This is a genomic window from Xanthomonas translucens pv. cerealis (assembly GCF_006838285.1).
GTDB lineage: Bacteria > Pseudomonadota > Gammaproteobacteria > Xanthomonadales > Xanthomonadaceae > Xanthomonas_A > Xanthomonas_A cerealis.
The window spans coordinates 3,150,920-3,171,626 of sequence record NZ_CP038228.1; the positions used below are offsets into that span (position 1 = coordinate 3,150,920).

The window sequence follows — 20,707 nt, forward strand, 5'->3', positions numbered from 1 at the left end:
GGTCGTGCAGCTACGCTTCATGCGCGGCGACGGCGGCGGCACTGCCGCGATCGACGCATCTCGCACTTCGCGCATGACGCGGCGCACACATGCTGCGGGCATGGGTTGCACCCAGTGCTTCGACCATTCGCGGCGCCACAGGTTCACGCCGCCATCCCTGGCGCGGCATCGCGGGCGCCAGAATCGCCGGCCCGGCCATCCGTGGCCGGGCGTTCGGCGCCACATGCGCCATGGCGCAGCGCGCGGATGCTGCAGGCATACCCGCTGCCGTCCATGGCGCGACATGGCCGAGCCCTGACAGACCTGCCCGGCCATCCATGGCCGGGCGTTCGGCCATGCGCGAACCAGTGGTTCGCAAACGCATGGCCTCACCCAATCGCATTGGTGAGGTCGTACAGGGGGACGAGAACGGAGATGATCACCAGCCCGACCACCGAGGCCAGGACCAGGGTGATCAGCGGCACCAGCGCGGCGAGCAGGCGGTCGATCGCCTGCGCGGTTTCCTGCTCGAAGGTGTCGGCGGTCTTCAGCAGCATCGTGTCCAGTGCGCCGGATTCCTCGCCGACCTGGATCATCTGCAACGCCAGCCGCGGAAAGCGCTTGCCCTTGGACAGCGACGCCGACAGGCCATGGCCGTTCTTGACGTCGTCGGCGGCGGCGCCGACGTCGGCGGTCAGCGCCAGGTTCGACAGCACGTTGCGCGAGATGCCGAGCGCGGACAGCAGCGGCACGCCGTTGCGCAGCAAGGTGCCCAGGGTGCGGGTCAGGCGCGCGGTTTCCAGCCGCGCGATCAGCACGCCGATGAAGCGCCGCTTGAGCAGCCAGGCGTCGAAGCTGGCGCGAAACGCAGGATCGCGGCGCTTGCGGTCGATCGCCAGCAGCGCCAGCCCGGGCACCACCAGCAGCGCGATCCACCAATCGCGCACGAACAGGCCCACGCCCAGCACCGCCTGGGTGAACCACGGCAACTGCACGTCCAGGCTCTCGTACATCAGCGCGAATTGCGGCACCACATAGCCGAGCAGGAACAGCAGCGCGCAGCCGACCACGCTGACCAGGATCGCCGGATAGATCAGCGCGTTGATCACCCGTCCCTTCAGTTCGCGGCTGCGCTCCAGGTATTCGGCCAGGCGTTGCAGCGTATCGTGCAGGCTGCCGCCGGCCTCGCCGGCGCGGACCATGTTGATGTACAGGCGCGAGAACAGGCCGTGCTGGCGCTCCAGTGCAGCGGACAGCGGCGCGCCGCCGCGCACCGCGTCGCGGATGTCGCCGACGGTGCGCTTGGAACGCTCGTCCTCGGGCAGTTCGAGCAGGATGGTCAGCGCGCGGTCCAGCGGCTGGCCGGCACCGAGCAGGGTCGCCAGTTGCTGGGTGAACTGCACAAGCGCTGCGCCGTCGAACGGCTTGGGCCGGAACAGGCCGCGCAGCGAGGTGCCGCCGCCCTGCGCCGCGAGCTTGGCCTCCATCGGCATATGCCCCTGCTCCTGCAGGCGCAGCGCCACCTCGGCGTCGCTGGCAGCCTCCATCTGGCCTTCCAGGATCTCGCCGTGCGGGTTGAGCGCTTTGTAGCGGTACAGGGGCATTAGACGCGGGACGCGGGACGCGGGACGCGGGACGCGCAAAGCAGGCCGCGCGCACTGCACGCGCGCCGGCGTGCCGCGGCGCTGACGCGCACAGACGCGCTGCGTAGCGTGCGCATCAGGTTTCCTCCGTCACGCGCAGCACTTCCTCGATCGTGGTCTGGCCACTGAGCGCCTTGCCGATGCCGTCTTCGTACATCGTGCGCATGCCGGCCTCGCGCGCCAGTTGTTCGATCTCACCCATGCCGGCGTGGCGCATCACCGCGCGGCGCAGCGCGTCGTTCATCACCAAAAATTCCATGATCGTGGTGCGGCCCAGGTAGCCGGTCGGCGCGATCGCCGAGGGCCGCGGGCGGAACAGGCAGATCTCGCCCTCGGGCTGCAGCCGGCGCAGTTCGAACTTCTCGATCTCCTCCGGCGAGGCCGGATAGCGCTCGGCGTGGGTCGGCTCCAGCCGCCGCACCAGGCGCTGCGCCAGGATGCCGTTGATGGTGGAGGTCAGCAGATAATCCTCCACGCCCATGTCGAGCAGGCGGGTGATGCCGCCGGCGGCATTGTTGGTGTGCAGCGTGGACAGCACCAGGTGGCCGGTCAGCGCCGACTGGATCGCGATGCGCGCGGTTTCCAGGTCGCGCATTTCGCCGATCATGATGATGTCCGGGTCCTGGCGCACGATGCTGCGCAGCGCGTGCGAGAAATCCAGCCCGATCTGCGGCTTGGCCTGGATCTGGTTGATGCCCTCGATCTGGTATTCGACCGGATCCTCGACGGTGATGATCTTGACGTCGGCGGTGTTGAGCTGGCTCAGCGCGGTGTACAGCGTGGTGGTCTTGCCCGAGCCGGTGGGGCCGGTGACCAGCAGGATGCCGTGCGGCTGCTCCAGCACCTTGCGGAACTGCGGCAGGAACGCGTCGGTGAAACCGAGCCGGTGGAAGTCGAACACCACCGTCTCGCGGTCGAGCAGGCGCATCACCACGCTCTCGCCGTGCGCGGTGGGCACGGTGCTCACGCGCAGGTCCAGTTCCTTGCCCTGCACGCGCAGCATGATGCGCCCGTCCTGCGGCAGGCGGCGCTCGGCGATGTTGAGCTTGGCCATGATCTTGACCCGGCTGATCACCGCCGCGGTGAGGTTGACCGGCGGGCTTTCGCCGTCGATCAGCACCCCATCGACGCGGTAGCGCACCTTCAGCCGGTTCTCAAACGGCTCGATGTGGATGTCCGAGGCGCGCAGTTCCACTGCGCGCTGGATCACCAGGTTCACCAGCCGGATCACCGGCGCTTCCGAGGCCAGGTCGCGCAGGTGCTCGATGTCGTCGGCGGCGGCGCTGTCGCCATCGGCAGTTTCCACGATCGCGCCCATCGCGCTGCGGCCCTGGCCGAACCAGCGCTCGATCAGGTCGTCGATCTCCGCGCGCAGGCCGACCCGCAGCAGCACCCGCAAACCGGTAGCCAGACGCACCGCGTCGGCGGCATAGGCCTCGTGCGGATCGGACATCCACAGTTCCAGCGCGCCATCGCGCTCGCCCAGCGGACACACGTGGAATTGCTTGAGGAAACGCAGCGACAGCGGCTGCGCCTCGGGCAGATGCTCCGGCGCGGTGGCCGGCAATTGCTTGGCGTCGAGCAGCGGCAGGCCCAGCACTTCGGCGCTGACCTCGGCATGGTCGCGCTCGGAGACCAGCCCCAGGCGCGCCAGCAGCGACAGCAGGCCGCCGCCGGATTCGCGCTGCAACTGGCGCGCGCGCAGCAGGTCGCCCTCCTTGAGCCGTCCCTTGGCCAGCAACGCATCGACGATGCGCGCCTCGGGCGTATCGACAGCGGCAGCAATGTCTTTCACAAGCGCGTTCACACAATCCCTCCCAAGCGTGCGGCGACTTTACCAGTTCGGCACCACCTGCCGCCTGCCCGCGCCGCAGCAGGCGGCGCGACTGTCTACGGCGGCCCTGGCGGCGCTGGGCGCGTCATCGGCATGACACACGCCGCGCGCAGCATCGCGCGTTGCGGCGCCGTGTGCATGGCGAGCTGCGCTGCAAGAGCGTAACCGACAGCGGCGCATGCCGGCCGCCGTGCCGACAGCGGTACCGCCCGGTGTGCGCGCGGCTTTTCCATTGCCACAACGCAGGAAACCCGGCCGAAGCCGGGTTTCCTGGGTTCCTAAGGCGCCGTATCCCGCACCGTCATCGCAGGCTTACTGGCGCGCGACCAGGCTGACCCCGCTGTAGCTCGACGTGGCGACCAGCTTGACGTAGTAGGTGCCGGCCTTCGGCGCGGTGAAGCGCACCGTCTCGTTGTTGCCCGGGCGGGCCGACTTGGCGTCGTAGTTGGTGGTACTGGGCTCCTTGTCGAAGCTCACGTACAGCGACACGTTGCCGCTGCCGCCGTAGGTGAGGAAGCTCAGCACCGCGCCAGCCTCGGCCTCGAAGCTGTACAGCACCTCGTTGCCCGTCGCGCCGGTCAGGCCGGCCACCGCCACCTTATTGGTCAGCGCGGTCGCCGGCGGCGTGCACTGTTCGGTCTGCGGGTCGCACGGCACTTCCAGCGCCTTGGCCAGCGCGGCCTTGGCATCGACGATGCCGGTGCCGATCGGGGTGCTGGTCGGGATCGACACCGGGAACGGACGCGCGGTCTGCTTGAGCAGGGTTTCCAGCGCGGCCGGGGTCAGCGGCGCGTTGCCGGCGGCGATCACCGCGCTCTGCACCAGGGCCGCCACCGCCGCCACGTGCGGCGAGGCCATCGAGGTGCCGCCCAGGCCCGTGTATTTGTAGGTACCCGAGGTCGGCGTGGTCGCGCCGCTATAGCCGTTCTGCCAGACGTAGCCGCCCGGGTTGCCGTCCACGCTGCCGCCGCCGCCCGGGCCGGACAGGTCCACCGCCGCGCCATAGTTGGAGTAGTAGGCGATGCCGCCGGTGATGCGCGTCGCGCCGACCGCGATCACGTTGGCGCAGCTGGCCGGATTGAAGTTGGCGGCATTGCTGGCGCTGTTACCGGCCGCCACCACCACGGTGGTGCCGCGCGCGACCGCACCGTCGATCGCATCCTGGAACAGCATGTTGCAGGTACCGCCGCCGCCCAGGCTCATGTTGATGACCTCGGCCGGATTGGCGTTGGCCGGCACGTCGGCGACGGTGCCGCCGGAGGCCCAGGTGATCGCGTCGGCGATGTCGGAGGTGTAGCCGCCGCACTTGCCGAGCACGCGCACCGGCAGCAGCGTGGCGTTAGGCGCAACGCCGGCCATGCCGATGCCGTTGCTGGTGGCCTCGGCGATGGTGCCGGCGACATGGCTGCCGTGCCAGGAACTGGCGTCGGCCAGCGATCCCGCGTAGCATTCGTCGTCGTTCTCGACCCAGTCGCCGTAGTCCAGCGCGCCGGGCACGCGCGCATCGGTCGGACGCCGCGATTTCTTCGCATCGGAGATGAAGTCGTAGCCCTGCAGCAGGTTCACCGCCACGTCCGGATGGTTCGGCAGGATGCCGGTATCCAGCACCGCGACGACCACGCCGTCACCCTTGGAAATATCCCACGCGGCCGGCGCATTGATGCCGCCGGTGGCGCTGTTCAAGTGCCACTGGTACTGCGCGTACAGCGGGTCGTTGGGCACCAGGCTCGGCTGCTCCAGCCCTGCCTTGGGCAGTTCGGTGCGCTGCAGCGTGACGTCCACCAGCGCGTACTTGACCGCCGGGTCGGCGGCGATTTCCGCCACCACCTTGTCCACGTCGGCCTTGCTCAGCTTGCCCGACAGGCGCATCAGGTCGGCGCCCACGCCCAGGGTGCGCACGTATTCGGCGCGCACGCTGGCGGCCGCGGCGCGCGAGATGCCGCTGTTGCCGCCGCCCAGACTGGACCGGGTCAGCGCCGACTGCACCGCCGACAGCTTGGCGCTGCGGTCGCTGGCCGCGGCGGTACCGGCCTTGTAGCGCACCACGATGCGGCTGGAAGTTTGCGCGTCGACCGGTGCGGCCTTGGCCGGCGGCTTGACCGGCAGCGACGCGGCACCGGCCGCGAATGCGTTCGAGGCCCCCAGCGACATCATCAACATGGCGGCGGCGATGGCATTGATACGAAGATTTTGCTTGTCGATCACGTTGACGTCCTCTTCAAAGTTCGTGGATCAGGCGACAGTTGCGGCCGTAAAAACTCCTTTTTCCCGAATCCGTTGGCCGGCCCAGCCAAGGTCCTTCGGTCTGCCCCCTCAGGCCATTGCGTGGGCGGACGGCGGCACGCGCCGCCATCCGCGATGGCTCACCAGCCGAAGCCGGCACCGATGCCGACCGAGCTGTCGTCGCCACTGAACGCGCCGCCGATGGTCAGCGTGGCGCGCTCGCTGAAGGCGCGCTGGTAGCCCACCGACAGCGCCGACTCGCCGTTCTGGAAACCGACGCCGGCACCGACGCGGTTCTGGGTGCGGATACCCGCGGCGCTGGTGGCCATGTTGAGCATCGCCGCGCTCATCGCCGCCTGCCGGTCGATGCGGCGGTCCTGGTCGCGCAAGCGCGCGGCGACGTCGCCGCGCAGCACGTCGAAGCTGTCGGCCATGGTGTTGAAGCGCGAATCGGCATACGACTTGGCGGTGGCCACGCCGCTGTCGAGTTGGCCCTTGTTGACCGCGTCGGTGGCCTGGGTGCCGGCGGCGACGTTGGCGACCTGGCGTTCGTTGCCGGCGCTGCCCACCGACACCGTGTTGGCGCGGTCGGCGAGCGACCCCTGGCCCAGCGCGACCGCCCCCTGCGCCGTAGCGCTGGCGCCCTGACCGAGCGCGGTGCCCGAGGCGGCGGTGACGCTGGCACCCTCGCCCATCGCCACCGCATTGGTCGCCACCGCGGCGATGTGGCTGTTGGCGCCCACCGCGGTGCTGCCATCGGCGTCGACCTTGGCGTTGCTGCCGATCGCGGTGTCGTTGGGGCCGTGCGCATAGGCGCTGCCGCCGATCGCGGTACCGGTGACGTCGTTGGCGCGCGCCGCCGTGCCGACCGCGGTGGCGCCGCCGGCATCGGCCACGGCCGTCTGGCCGACCTGCGCGGTGGAGGCGGCGCCGGACCCGGTCGCCGATTCGGACACCGCCTGCGCGCTGGCCACGGTCGACTCCGGCTCGGCCACCGACGCCACGCTGGCGACACGCGCACTGCGCGCCACGCTGGCGCTGCCGCCGCTGCGCGCATCCAGTGCGCTGACCTTGCCGTCCAGCGCCGCCAGCGCATCGCCGACGTTGCTGTAGCTGGCGCCCTGGATCACGTAGGTCGGGGCCACGAACAGGCCTTGCGCGCCGAGGCCGGCACCGCCGCCCAGGAACGTGGCCATGTTGCTCAGCGACTGGTACAGCTGGCTACCGTTGATCGCCTCGGTGCTGCCGGCGGCGACGCTGCCCGCGCTCAAGTTGACGATGCGCCGGGTGGCCGGGCCGTCGCGGCCGTTGCCGCTGCCGCTGCCCAGCGATACCGTGTCGGCCTCGTAGACGCGCGAGCCGGCGCCGAGCGCGACCGCATTGTCGGCCGAGACGCCGGCATTGGCGCCGATCGCCACGCCGTTGCTGCCGCTGTTGCGCACGAAGCTCTTGTAGCCAAGCGCCACGCCGTTCTCGCCGATCGCATCGGTCTGCAGGCCGATCGCGGTGCTGCGCGCGCCGCTGGCATAACTGCTGGCACCGGACGCGGTCGCGCCGGCGCCGCTGGCCACGCTGGCCACGCCCAGCGCGGTGCTGCGCAGGCCACTGGCGGCGGTCCCGGCCCCGGCCGCGGTGCTGTCCACGCCGCTGGCGCTGGCCACGCCGCTGCCCGAGCTCTGGAAGCCGGCGCTGGTTTCGCCGGCCGCCGCCGCCACCGCGTCGAGCTGCGCCTTGTTTACCGCATCGGTAGCGCCCAGCGCCGCGCCGAGGTTGGTGATGCGGCGCGTGCCTGGAGCGCTGACGCCGTTGCCGCCCCCCACCGACACCACGTTGGCTTCGCTGGCGCGCGAACCGGCGCCGAGCGCGACGCTGTTGCTGCCGCTGGCCCAGGCGTTGCTGCCGAGTGCGGTGGCGTTGATGCCGCTGTAGGCGTAGGCATCCTGGCCGATCGCGGTGCCGCCCTGCGCGGTGGCCCAGGCAGAAGCGCCGAGCGCGGTCGCATCCTCGCCGCTGGCGCGGGCGCTGTAGCCCAGCGCCGACGCGTACGCGCCGGAGGCGGTACTGCCCCAGCCCAACGCCGAGGCGTTGTCGCCCGCCGCCGCCGCGCCGTAGCCGAACGCGCTGGCGCGGCCGCCGCTGGCGCTGCTGAACGCACCGACCGCGGTGCTGTAGTCGGTGGTGGCCTCGGCCTTGTAGCCGTTGGCGGTGGACTGCAGGCCGGCGGCCGTGGCGCCGGCGCCGCTGGCGCTGCTGAACGCCGCGGCGGCCTGCGCGCCCGCGCCGAGCGCGGTGGCGCCGACGTCGCTGGCGGTGGTAGTGCCGTCGAGCAGCACGTTGCCATCGGCATCGGTGTAGTACAGCGCGCCGCCGATCGCGGTGCTGGACGCGCCGGTGGCAGTGGCGTTGTAGCCGGACGCGGTGGCGTACTGCGCGCCGGCCAGCGCGCCGCTGCCGAACGCCGAGGCGCCGCTGCCGAAGGCGTTGGACGCCTCGCCGGCGGCGGTGGCGTAGTTGCCCTGGACATAGCTGCCGACGTCGTCGGCAGGCGCTGCGCCGCCGCCGGCCTTGAACTGCTTGCCGGTGGCATCTGCGGACTGCTTGACCGCGTCCAGCTGGGCGACGTTGACCGCATCGGTGGCCTGGCTGCCGGCGGCGACGTTGGCGATCTGCCGTTCGCTGCCGACATCGCCGACCGACACCGTGTTGGCGCGACGCGCGACCGAGTTGGAACCCAGTGCCACGCTGTCGGCGGCGAGCGCGCTGCTGTAGTCACCGATCGCGCTGCTGTTGGCGCCGCTGGCCCAGGACTCGGCGCCGAGCGCCGTGGCGAAGGCGCCGGGCGCATAGGCGAAATAGCCCAGCGCGGTGCTTTCCAGGCCGGAGGCCTCGCTGAGGCTGCCGCTGGCGAGGCTGAAGTCGCCCGAAGCGATCGCACCGGCGCCGAATGCCGCCGCGCTCTCGCCGCTGGCCTGGGTCTGCACGAACAGGCCCAGGCCCGGGATCAGGTCGGCCGGACCGCCAACGGCAACGCTGCCGGCGCCGGTCGCCACGCTCTGCGTACCGACCGCGGTGGCGTAGTCACCGCTGGCATTGGATACCGCGCCGAAGGCGGAGGCCTGTGCGCCGCTGGCATGAGCGCCCACGCCCACCGCCGAAGCGGCGAAGCCGGCGGCATCGGCGCTGGCACCCAGCGCGGTGCCGCCGACACCGGCGCTGGTCGCACCGGTCTCCAGCGCTACTCCGCCGGTGGTGATCAGCGGGTCGCCGTTCTCGTCCACCGCCACCCCGCCCACCGCCACGGCCGCCGGGCCGGTGGCCTGCGCATTGCTGCCGAACGCGGCGCTGTTCTGCCCTGCCGCGACCGCGCCGCTGCCCACCGCGGTGGCGCCGCTGCGCAACGCAGCGGCACCGCCGCCGAGCGCGGTGCTGCCGTTGCCGATGGCATTGGCCGCCTCGCCCGCGGCCAGCGCGTCGTCGCCTTCCACATAGGCGCCGGCATCGCTGCTGCCGGCGCTGGCCTGCAGGTACTTGCCCGCCGCCTGCAGCTGCGCGACGTTGACCGCATCGGTGGCCTCGGTGCCGGCGGCGACGCTGGTGATCTGCCGGGTCAGGCCGTTGGCCACATCGCCGACCGCAATGCTGTTGTCGCGGTCTGCGTAGGAATACGCGCCAAGCGCGACCGCGCTGGACGCGGAACGGTCCTGCGCATCCGCGAGCCAACTGCTGACCCGCGCGCCGTAGCCGATCGCGGTCGCGTCGATGCCGTTGGCCGCGCTGTTGGCACCGATCGCGGTGCCGCTTTCATGGAACATCGAGGTCACCGAGCCGGCGCCGAGTGCCACGCTGTTGGCTGTCCACGCGGTGGACGCCTGGCCGATCGCCATCGCGCCCTCGCCCGCGGACAGCGCATAGGCGCCGAGCGAGACGGTGTGCGGCGCGAACGAACCGGCGCTGTGGCCGATCGCCACCGAGTCGACGGCGTTGCTCTCCATGTTCGGGAACACGTTGGCGTTGTAGCCCAGCGCGATCGCGTAGTTGCCCTGGCTCTGCGCGCCGGCGCCCAGGGCGACGCCGCCGACGCCGGTCGCAGCGGCGATGCCGACGCTGTTGCCGGCGCTTTCGGCGGCCGTGCTGACGCCACCGATGGCGACGCTGTCGATGCCGCTGGCCAGGGCATTCATGCCCATCGCCACGGTGCTGGTCGCGGTCGCGTGTGCGCCGATGCCGGTGGCGGTGGCGTAATCGCCCGCGGCGCGCGAGCCGTAGCCCACCGCCGTGCCCAGCGCGCCGGACGCTTCCGACAGGCCGCCGACCGCGGTGGCGCCGTCCTGGGAGGTCTGCGCGTGGTAGCCCAGCGCAGTGCTCTGCACGCCGCTCGCGGAGCTGCCGCTGCCGACTGCGGTGCTCAGCGCGCCCAGCGCCTGCGCGCCCCCGCCGACCGCCGTGGCCGCGGTGCCCAGCGCCTGGGTGGTCTGCTCGCGGCTGCCGATGATGAAGCCGTCCTCGTCGTACTCGTAGACCGTGGCGACGCCGCCGAGCGCGGTCGCCGAGGCGCCGTCGGCGGTGGCGTTGGCGCCGAACGCGCTGGCGTTCTGGCCGTTGGCCAGCGCGCCGCTGCCGATCGCCGACGCCGCGGTGCCGCCGGCGAAGCTGCTCGAGCCGAGCGCGGTGGCGTAGTCGCCGTCGGCTAGCGCAGTGGAACCGGCGGCGGTGGCCTCTTCGCCCTGCGCCAGCGCACTGCCCGCGCCGTTGGCGGAGAACAGGCGCGCGGTGGTGTCGGCGACGTTGGCGACCGCATCGAGCTGGGCCAGGTTGACCGCATCGGTGGCTTCGCTGGCCGAAGCGACGTTGGTGATCTGGCGCTCGGCGCCGGCCTTGCCGACCGACACGCTGTTGTCGCGATCGGCGAGCGCATCGGCGCCCAGCGCAACGCTGTTCTCGCCCTGCGCCACGGCGGCATTGCCGAGCGCGGTGCTGTTGTAGCCGGTCGCCATGGCGAAGCCGCCGACGGCGGTCGCGAAGTCGGCATCGGCCGTGGCACCCAGGCCGAGCGCCGCGGTGGCGGTGCCGTTGGCGATGCTCTCGGCACCGAGCGCGGTCGCGCCGATGCCGCTGGCAGTGCTGTAGTAGCCGAAGGCGGTGGATTCCAGGCCGTTCGCCTCGCTGAGCGCGCCGCTGGCCACGCTGCCGTCACCGCTGGCGTTGCTGGCCGCGCCGGTAGCGGTGCTCAGTTCGCCGCTGGCGTTGCTTTCGGCACCGACCGCGGTGGCGTAGTCGCCGCTGGCGCTGGCGCCGTCGCCGATCTGCAGCGCCTGCGCTTGCGCGCTGGAGGGCAGCATGGATCCGCCGGCACCCAGCGTCATGGCGATCGCAGCCGACAAGGCCAGGCCCTGCACGCGCCCGGCCCTGCCTTCGCGAACCAGCTGACCGCGGGAATCGCCGCTGGCCAGTTCCGAGGCCACGGTCCACATTGCCAACGCTTTGTTCCAGACCTTGCGATAAATCCGATTCATCGACTACTGCTCCTCAAATTAGGCTGGTTTTTGGTCGAAAAGCCACCCTCGCCCGGCATTCCAGCCGGCCGACCCCCTGTCGGTATTTGCGCCGCATCCCTGACCCGGAGCGCGAGAGGCGGGTGCCTGTCGCTGCGCGCCTGCCTTGATGAACCAAAGCAAAATGCGGAACTGTCTGGAGTGTTAACCCCGCATCTTGATTACGTCAAGTTTTTGACTAAAACAGCACGAAGAGTGATAAAAGTCTCGAATTTATATAAAGATTGTTAATGTTTAGATAAATTTCAATAAAAACAAGACATTCCGCCAAATTCTCGGCACGGCACTTGCGATGCGTTGACATCCGGTGGAGGCGATATTCGCTGCTGCGCCAAGGGTTTGACATGTACCGACGCGACAGCGGCGAAGCGGCAAATGCACGCTCATCGCTCATCCGCATGCGGCCGTGTACAAGACCGACTGCGCAAACCCGAGCTGGTTGGGCGCAAAAAGAGCACATGGAGACGAACGATCGGCCTGCTGTCGGCGACGGCAGATGTGCCCACCCGGTAGCCCCGGAGCCTTGAAGCGGCGGTGACCTCGGCCATCCTCCGTGGAGCGCCGGGCGCCTGAGCCGATACACGGCCTGATTCAACCAAGGCCTGGCGGCGCTGGCGTGGCGACCTGGAGCTCATCGACCGTGATCCCCTCACCCGGATCGGGCTTGTTGCAACGGTGGCGCGCCTAGAGACACCGGTGAACCTGCACGCTCAAGCGTGAGATGGCAACACGAGCGGGCGCCTTGAGTTACGCCGACGCGTGGCGCCTCGACGGCGCGGGCCGGGCAAGCGCGAGGATGCCGCCGATGCCGAATCCCCGGTGGGTCGAACCCCTGAGCCGCAGCGCTCGGGGCGAAGAAGATCGCCGTTTTGGCAACCCCCGATTTCCGGCACATCGATGGTGTGCTGCGTCGCCGTCATTGCATCGGGGCTGCGCATGCGGCCCTCCGCATACCCGCGGCAGGCAGGGGCGACGTAGTTTGCCGCAGCCTGCGCCAGGCCCCTCCGCGCAAGCAATGGGGACTCCGAATCAGGTTCCAGGCGCAACGCCACACGTATCAGGTGGCAGGCAATAACGCCGAGGATGCAGGTCGAAGCCGCCGGGCGGGTCACCGCCTTCGTCGAGATCGACACGCCGTACCGACTAAAAGTAGAACCCCACGTTCAGATTGAAACGCGAATGCCACCTGGACCGGTCACCGTCGTCGATGGCAATGCCGTCGCCACCTGCGAACCACATGTTCTTGCCGGCGATCCAGTCCAGATAGGTCAGCATCGCGCCTCTTTTCACGCTGCAGCCAGTTACGTTCTGCATTGATTCGCGCACGCCAAGACGATCGTGGGACGGCACCGTCATGCTGAAATTGTTGTAGCAGGTCACGTCGTCCAGCCAGCGCCCCTTGCCGAACGAATACGCGATGTTGGCGGTGGGCACGTCGGCTTCGGCAGCGATCTCGAAGGGCGCCAGAAACGCCGACATGGCAATGCGATCGCCAGGCACATCGTAGCGATAGCGCGCCCATTGCAACTGGCCGGTCCAGCTGCCGCCGCTCCACTGCGCATGCACGGCCGCGCCGCGATGCCCGTGGAGGCTGCGGTCCTGGACATTCAATACGTGTCCGGAAAAGGTTGAAGCGCCCAGCAGGAGGGTGCCACGGCGAATGTCGTAGCGATGTTCGTAGCGGGCATTCCAACGATGGTATTCGCGATAGGGAGACAGCGCGGTGTCGGCGACATCGAACGAGTAGCGGTCCGTGCGCGCTCCATCGCCGTATTCGTCGCCCGAGAACCAGCCGACATGCACGGTATCCTTGCCGATGCTGCGCGCGAATACGACGCCCGGATCGTAATCGTCTTCGATCCCGAGGTAGTAGCCGGAGCCGAACCAGAAACTGTTCGACGCGGTCGGCAACAATCCGAACGGCACCTGCTGGATGCCGGCTTTCACCACGGTGTGGTCGTCGACGTTCCAGCCAAGGAAAGCGTGATGCACCGCGTCGAATCCGTCGTACCAACGATACTGCGCGGAAACGAAGAGCGGGCCTGTTCCCGCATTCACATCGACGCGCAGCAACTCCAGATCGAGCCGCTGCGTGGGACCGTAATCGCGCCAGCCGTAATTGAATCGGACCGCTCCGCCAAGCTTCGCGTACGAGTCGGTATCCCGAGCATCCTGCGCATACGCCTGGCCGCTGCACGCAATGGCCAGCAGCAGCAAAATACCTGAATGAAATGACATGGATGTGGCCGCCTTCGCGTTGGTGTCGCCAGACATCTATCGGCCGCAATCGAGCCAGCATGAGGCGCACGGCGGGATTTAAGTTTCGTTTCCGCTCGTCGATACCTCAGCGTAGCGAAGTGTCCAGCAGGACACCTGAAAATCCATCCCCGGAGCACCAATGAACAGGCCCCTAGTTCGCCGCAACAGCGTCGCCAGCCGTTTGATGATCGGCACCGGCATCCTGGCCCTGCTGTGTTTCGGCATGACCGCTGCCATCAGCTATTGGCGCAGTAGCCAGGCGTTGCTCGGGACGTCGCAAGGCATGCTGCGCGAAGTGGCGCGTCACCAAGCAAGCGAGATCTCGTCCGACATCGGGTCGGCGTTCAACACCGGGGCAACGCTGGCCAATACGTTCAGAATCCAGCGCGGCATTGCCGGCGCGAGCCGCGATTCGGCGGCATTGGTGCTTCATGAGCAGCTGCGCCTGCAGAAGAACTGGCTTGGTATCAGTACGCTTTGGGAACCCAACGCATTCGACGGACACGACGCCAGCAACGTCGACGCCCCCTTCCATGATGCGACCGGCCGTTTCATGGTGTATTGGTCGTATCAAAAAGGCGAACTGGTGCGTGAAGCGCTGCACAGCTACGACAAGCCCGGCGAGGGCGACTGGTATCTCGCTGCGCGCAGGAGCCACGCGCCCGTGGTCATCGAGCCTTACTACTATCCGGTTGCCGGCATCGACACGCTGATGACGACGTTGAGCACGCCCGTCATGGAAGGCGATCATTTCCTCGGCACGGTCAATATCACCATTTCGCTCGACGCGCTGCAAAAGCGCGTGGCGACGCTGCGGCCGCTGGGCGTTGGGCAGGCGCTGCTGCTGTCGCCCACCGGCGCCGTGATGGCCAGCGCCGATGCCAAGCAGGTGGGCAAGAAGCTGACCGACGCCGGCACGCAGGCCATGCTGGCGAAAGTGCGCGCGGGGCAAGTGAGCAGCGACGAGGCCGCGATCGGTGGCGAAGATTGGCTGCGCGTGTTCGTCCCGATGCGGCTGGGCAAGGCACCGGAAATGTTCGCGCTCGGCATCATGGTGCCCAAACACCATGTCATGGCGCAGGCACGCACGTTGCTATGGGTCATCATCGCGGTGGGGCTGCTCTCGGCCGCTCTGCTGAGCGTGTGTCTGTACCTGTTGCTGCGGCGCCAGGTACTGGCGCCCCTCGCCGAGGCCGTCAAGGTATCTGCGGCGGTGTCCTCCGGCCAGTTGAACAGTCGCATCGAGCCGCGCCGCATGGACGAACTGGGCCAGCTGCTGCTCTCGATGGGCACCATGCAGGCGCAGCTGCGCGCGGTCATCGAAGCGCAAGACCATATGGCCAGCCGGCACGACGCCGGCGAAATGAGTTACCGCATGGATGCAGCGCGTTTTCCAGGGGAGTACGGCCGCATGGTGGCCGGCACCAACAACCTGGTCGATGCGCATGTGCGGGTCCAGCGCGAGCTGGTGTCCGTCATGTCGCGCTACGCGGTAGGCGACATGCAGGCCGACATGCCGGCATTGCCGGGCGAGAAGGCGGCCCTCAGCGATGCGATGGCGGCAACCAAACACAATCTGCAGGCGATCAATCGGCAGATTCTCGCCTTGGCGCAGGCAGCGGAGGCCGGCGACTTCTCGACCCGCGGGGATGCGAACGCGTTCGACCACGATTTCCGCAGCATGGTCGAAGGCTTGAACAACCTGATGCAGACGACCGACACCAACCTGGCCGAGCTGTCGCGGTTGTTGCGCGCCATCGCCGCCGGCGATCTCACAGTGCGCATGAGCGGCGAGTTCCGCGGCGTGTTCTCGCAGATGCGCGACGACGCCAATGCCACCGCCAGCCAGTTGGCGCAGATCGTCGGCAGCATCCAGACCTCGGCCGCATCGATCAAGGGCGCCGCAAGCGAGATCGCCGCCGGCAACCAGGACCTGTCGCAGCGCACCGAGCAACAGGCCGCCAATCTGGAGGAAACCGCCGCCTCGATGGAGGAGCTCACCTCCACCGTCAAGCAGAACGCCGATGGCGCGCGCCAGGCCAACCAGCTTGCCATCGGTGCGGCCAGCGTGGCCGCGCAGGGCGGCCAGGTCGTGGACAAGGTCGTCGAGACCATGAGCGGCATCGAAGCCTCGTCCAAGAAGATTGCCGACATCATCTCGGTCATCGACGGCATCGCGTTCCAGACCAACATCCTGGCATTGAACGCGGCCGTGGAAGCGGCGCGTGCCGGCGAACAGGGCCGCGGCTTTGCGGTAGTGGCCTCGGAAGTACGCATGTTGGCACAGCGTTCCTCCGGCGCGGCCAAGGAGATCAAGGATCTCATCCAAGACTCGGTACAGCGCGTGGCCGAAGGTTCCACGCTGGTGCACAGCGCCGGCGAGACCATGAGCGAGGTAGTGGCCAGCGTGCAGCGGGTCACCGACATCATGGGCGAGATCTCCGCCGCGTCGCAGGAACAATCGGCCGGCATCGAGCAGGTCAACCAGACCATCACCCAGATGGACGAGGCCACCCAGCAGAACGCGGCACTGGTGGAAGAAGCCACCGCCGCCGCTCGCTCGCTCGAGGACCAGGCGGTGCAGCTCACCGAAGCGGTCGCGGTGTTCAAGATCGGCGCCAGCCATGCGGTTGAGGCAAAGCGGGCCGCGCCAGGACCGGCGGCGGCGCCGGTGGTCAAGGTGGCGACGGCCGGCCGCGCTGCCACGTCCAGGCCGCGTGCTTTGGTTGCCGCTCCCAGCAACGAAAGCAGCTGGACGGAATTCTGACCAAGGCCGGCGCGGGGCGCCCAGGTCGGCGCGCTGGCTGCGTTGGGTCTAGCTGCAGTCCTTGATGTTCAAGCAGCGCCGGCGCCGCGAGCGCGCGAAGGCCCGCGCCCGCGCCGGCTTGCGTTCGCGCCGCCACGTCCTCCTTGGCGGACGCGGCAGCAGCGGATGCTCAACCCACCCACACCCGTGCGTTGCGGAACATGCGCAGCCACGGCGAAGCGTCCGCCCAGCCCTCGGGGTGCCAGCTGAGGTTGAGCGCGCGCGGGGTGCGCTCGGGATGCGGCATCAGGATCGTCACCCGGCCGTCGTCGCTGGTCAGGCCGGTGATGCCGTCGGGCGAGCCGTTCGGATTCAGCGGATAGCGCTGCGCGACCTCGCCGTTACCGTCCACGAAACGTAGCGCCACGCGCGCGGCGGCCTGATCCACGGCATTGTCGAACTCGGCGCGGCCTTCGCCGTGCGCCACCGCCACCGGGATCCGCGAACCAGCCATGCCGCGCAGGAAGATCGAGGGCGATTCCACCACTTCCAGCAGGCTGGTACGCGCCTCGAACTGCTCGCTGCGGTTGCGCAGGAAACGCGGCCAGTGCTCGGCGCCGGGAATGATGTCCTTGAGCTGGCTGAGCATCTGGCAGCCATTGCACACGCCCAGCGCGAAGCTGTCGGGGCGCGCGAAGAACGCTGCGAACGCATCGCGCAACGCCGGCCGCTCCAGGATCGAGGTGGCCCAGCCGCGGCCAGCGCCGAGCACGTCGCCATAGCTGAAGCCGCCGCAGGCCGCCAGCCCGACGAACTCGGCCAGGTCCACGCGGCCGGCGATCAGGTCGCTCATGTGCACGTCGAAGGCGCGGAAACCCGCTTGCTCGAACGCGTTGGCCATCTCGATCTGGCCGTTGACGCCCTGCTCGCGCAGGATCGCCACCTTGGGCCGCTGCCCGCTGGCGACGAACGGCGCTCCCACATCCTCGGCCGGGTCGAACACCAGCTTCGGCTTCAGCCCCGGCGCGGCGAAATCGCGCGCCACCGCGCGTTCCTCGTCGGCGCTGTCGGGATTGTCGCGCAACTTCTGCATCGCGTGGCTCACCGACCACCACGCGTCGAACAGTTCCTCCCAGCGCCATTCGACCAGGGTCTTGCCGGCCAGGCCCACGCGCACCACCGCGGCAGTGCTTGGGCGGGCGATGCGCTGCGCGCACTCGGTCAGCGCATGCCGCTCGATCAGATCGGCGAACGCGGCACGGTCCTCGTTGGCGACCTGCACCACCGCGCCCAGTTCCTCGTTGAACAGGCTGCGGAACGGATCGTCGCCCCAGGCATCGAGGTTGATCTCCAGGCCCTGGCGCGCGGCGAACGCCATCTCGCACAGGGTGGCGAAGGCGCCGCCGTCGCTGCGATCGTGGTAGGCCAGCAGCAGCCCGGCCTCGCGCGCATCGCGGATCAGTTCGAAGAACGCGCGCAGGCGCTGCGCATCGTCCAGGTCCGGCACCGCGCCGCCGAACGCCGGCAAGCCGCCCTCGGCATGCACCTGCGCCAGCACCGACCCGCCGAGGCGCTGCTTGCCGCCGCCCAGCCCGATCAGCCACAGCTCGCTCTCCGCCTCGCGCGCCAGCAACGGCGTCAGCTGCGCGCGCGCGTCAGCCACCGGGGCGAACGCGGTGACGATGAGGGAGACGGGCGAAACGCTTTTATGCGTAGAGCCGGTACCGGGGACCAGGGACCGGGGACCCGGAACAGCGGCGCTATCGGCAGCGGCAGGATCGCGAGAATCGCGCTTCTGCTCTTGCTCTTCCCCGGTCCCCGGTCCCCGGTCCCTGGTCCCGGCCACACTCCACTGCGCCTGCATCGACAACGAATCCTTGCCGACCGGAATGCTCAGGTCCAGCTGCGGGCACAGTTCCATGCCCACCGCCTTGACCGCGGCGTACAGCCGCGCGTCCTCGCCGGCGTGGTTGGCCGCGGCCATCCAGTTCGCCGACAGCTTGACCTGGGCCAGCGCCTCGACCGGCGCCGCACACAGGTTGGTGATCGCCTCGCCGACCGCCATGCGTGCGGCGGCGGCGGCATCGAGCAGCGCCAGCGGGGTGCGCTCGCCGATCGCCATCGCTTCGCCGGCATGGGTGTCGAACCCGGCCAGGGTGATCGCGCAGTCGGCCAGCGGCAGCTGCCACGGACCGATCATCTGCTCGCGCGCGGTCAGCCCGCCGACGCTGCGGTCGCCGATGGTGACCAGGAAGCTCTTCGCCGCCACCGCCGGATGCGCCAGCACGCGCAACCCGGCTTCGCGCAGGTCCAGCGTGTCGGTGTCCAGCTCCGGCCAGCGCGGCGCCGGCGGCTGCCGCGCATCGCGGTGCATCTTCGGCGGCTTGCCGAAGAGGACGTCCATGGGGAGGTCGATGGGGTGCCGGGATTGGGGATTGGGGATTGGGGATTCGTGAGAAGCGGGTGCGGCTGGCTGTTCACCATTCCCCATTCCCGATTCCCCGCTCCCGCCGCCGAAGACGCCATAGCCCACCACCAGCCGCTCTTCGGCGGTGGCCACGCCGACTGCGGCGAACGGGCAGCGTTCGCGTTCGCAGATCGCGGCGAATTCGGCCAGGCGCGCCTGCGGCACGCCGAGCACATAGCGCTCCTGCGATTCGTTGCACCACAGCTGCATCGGCGACAGCGACGGATCGTCGCTGGGCACGCGGTCCAGGTCGATCAGGCCGCCCACGCCGGAGTCGTGCAGCAGTTCGGGAATGGCGTTGGACAGGCCGCCGGCGCCGACATCGTGGAACCAGCGGATCGGGTTATCGGCGCCCAGCGCCACGCAGCGGTCGATGACCTCCTGCACGCGCCGCTCCATCTCCGGGTTGTCGCGCTGCACGCTGGCGAAATCCAGGTCCTCGGCGCTGTCGCCGGAGGCCACCGAACTGGCCGCGCCGCCGCCCAGGCCGATCAGCATCGCCGGGCCGCCGAGCACGATCACCGCATCGCCCGGCTGCAGGCGGATCTTCTCGACCTGGATGCGGTCGATCGCGCCGAGGCCGCCGGCGAGCATGATCGGCTTGTCGTAGGCGCGGGTCAGCTCCTGCGTCTCCGGCAGTTCGAAGCTGCGGAAATAGCCGAGCAGGTTGGGCCGGCCGAATTCGTTGTTGAACGCGGCGCCGCCGAGCGGGGCCTCGAGCATGATCTCCAGCGCCGGGGCCATGCGCGGGTTCAACGGGCGCTCGGCCTCCCATGGCTGCGGCAGGGTCGGGATGCGCAGGTGCGAGACGCTGAAGCCGGTCAGGCCGGCCTTGGGCTTGCCGCCGCGGCCGGTGGCGCCCTCGTCGCGGATCTCGCCGCCGGCGCCGGTGGAGGCGCCCGGGAACGGTGCGATCGCGGTCGGGTGGTTGTGGGTCTCGACCTTGATGCAGAACGCCGACGGCGTCACCGGCTCGCTGCGGTATTCGCCGCTGGCCGGATCCGGGCGGTAGCGCGCGGCCGGATGCCCTTCTACCACCGCCGCGTTGTCGCTGTACGCGCTGAGCGTGTGCTGCGGGGTCTGCTGGTGGGTGTGCTTGATCATCCGGAACAGCGAGCGTTCCTGCGCCTTGCCGTCGATGCTCCAGCTGGCGTTGAAGATCTTGTGCCGGCAGTGCTCGGAATTGGCCTGCGCGAACATCATCAGCTCGACGTCGGCCGGATCGCGGCCAAGGTCGCCGAAGCGCTGGCGCAGGTAGTCGATCTCGTCCTGGGCCAGGGCCAGGCCCAGCCGCGCGTTGGCCGCTTCCAGCTGGTCAAGCGCGATGCGCTCGACCGCGCCGCGCGCCGGCGCCTGGAACAGCGCCTGCGCCTGGGCTGCGTCATCCAGCAGCGACTGGGTCATCGGGTCGTGCAGCAGCTTGGCCAGCGCCGCCTGCTGGAGGGCGTCTTGCGGCCAGCCGGCCAGGTCCAGGCGGGTGCCGCGCTCCACCCGGCGGATCGCCAGGCCGGCGCCGCGCAGCAGTTCGGTGGCCTTGCTCGACCACGGCGAGCGCGTGCCAAGCCGCGGCACCACGTAGCGCGAGCAGGTGCCCGCCTCGGCCACGGCCGGCACGTCCTGCGCCTGCAGGATGCGCTGCGCGGCGGCGCTATCCACCGCGGCGTCGGCATCGCTGTCGATGAAGTAGACGTACCAGGCGCCAGCGATGCGCAGACCGGGAACGACGGAGTGCAGGCGGGTTTCGAGCCGAGCGCGACGGAACGGCGAAAGGGCGGAAGCGCCCTCGAGGACGATCATGTCCGGGGAACCGTGTGAGGTAAACGGGCTGCGTAGTGTAGCCGGGACCGCGGGGACCGGGGACCGGGACCGGGACCGGGAAAGCATGAACCCGCAGCGGCAGGGTTCACGCAAAACGCAAACCAGGAGCGACAGTCGGCTTCACTGCATTGCACAGCAGACTCTCAGCCGTGGCGCACCTACTTTTCCGGGTCCGCGGTCCCCGGC

The 20,707-nt window shown here is 69.5% G+C and carries 7 protein-coding genes; 1 reads left to right on the plus strand and 6 read right to left on the minus strand.

Translation table 11 applies throughout. The features are described from left to right. Nucleotides 1-368: 368 nt before the first annotated feature. From xpsF to E4A48_RS13955, 5 genes are all read right to left on the minus strand, one after another. Nucleotides 369-1,583, minus strand: coding sequence for a type II secretion system protein XpsF (gene xpsF, locus E4A48_RS13935; RefSeq protein WP_039007777.1), 1,215 nt, complete (start codon nt 1,581-1,583; stop codon nt 369-371). Between the two features lie 115 nt (nt 1,584-1,698). After that, on the minus strand, nt 1,699-3,429 hold the full coding sequence (gene gspE, locus E4A48_RS13940; protein WP_142742625.1) for a type II secretion system ATPase GspE: 1,731 nt from the start codon (nt 3,427-3,429) through the stop codon (nt 1,699-1,701). Between the two features lie 339 nt (nt 3,430-3,768). Then, the gene (locus E4A48_RS13945; protein WP_142742626.1) at nt 3,769-5,661 is read right to left on the minus strand and encodes a S8 family peptidase; all 1,893 of its coding nucleotides are present in this window, start codon (nt 5,659-5,661) and stop codon (nt 3,769-3,771) included. A gap of 158 nt (nt 5,662-5,819) precedes the next feature. Beyond that, nucleotides 5,820-11,192 (minus strand): ESPR-type extended signal peptide-containing protein, encoded by a 5,373-nt coding sequence (locus E4A48_RS13950; RefSeq protein WP_142742627.1) that lies wholly within the window; start codon nt 11,190-11,192, stop codon nt 5,820-5,822. Between the two features lie 1,182 nt (nt 11,193-12,374). After that, entirely contained in the window at nt 12,375-13,505 is a 1,131-nt protein-coding gene (locus tag E4A48_RS13955; RefSeq protein WP_142742628.1) for a hypothetical protein, read from the minus strand. Nucleotides 13,506-13,629: 124 nt separating this feature from the next. Here E4A48_RS13955 and E4A48_RS13960 point away from each other — a divergent pair, with 124 nt between their 5' ends. Next, complete coding sequence (locus E4A48_RS13960) at nt 13,630-16,257, plus strand: methyl-accepting chemotaxis protein (protein ID WP_142742629.1); 2,628 nt, start codon at nt 13,630-13,632, stop codon at nt 16,255-16,257. A 169-nt stretch (nt 16,258-16,426) separates the two neighbouring features. Here E4A48_RS13960 and purL read toward each other — a convergent pair whose 3' ends face one another. Continuing rightward, the gene (gene purL / locus E4A48_RS13965) at nt 16,427-20,500 is read right to left on the minus strand and encodes a phosphoribosylformylglycinamidine synthase (protein ID WP_142742630.1); all 4,074 of its coding nucleotides are present in this window, start codon (nt 20,498-20,500) and stop codon (nt 16,427-16,429) included. Between the last annotated feature and the right edge of the window lie 207 nt (nt 20,501-20,707).

Coding starts and splice junctions, on each gene's coding strand:
- xpsF (WP_039007777.1), bottom strand. CDS start 1,583: ATGCCCCTGTACCGCTACAAAGCGCTCAACCCGCACGGCGAGATCCTG.
- E4A48_RS13950 (WP_142742627.1), bottom strand. CDS start 11,192: ATGAATCGGATTTATCGCAAGGTCTGGAACAAAGCGTTGGCAATGTGG.
- E4A48_RS13955 (WP_142742628.1), bottom strand. CDS start 13,505: ATGTCTGGCGACACCAACGCGAAGGCGGCCACATCCATGTCATTTCAT.
- E4A48_RS13960 (WP_142742629.1), top strand. CDS start 13,630: ATGAACAGGCCCCTAGTTCGCCGCAACAGCGTCGCCAGCCGTTTGATG.
- purL (WP_142742630.1), bottom strand. CDS start 20,500: ATGATCGTCCTCGAGGGCGCTTCCGCCCTTTCGCCGTTCCGTCGCGCT.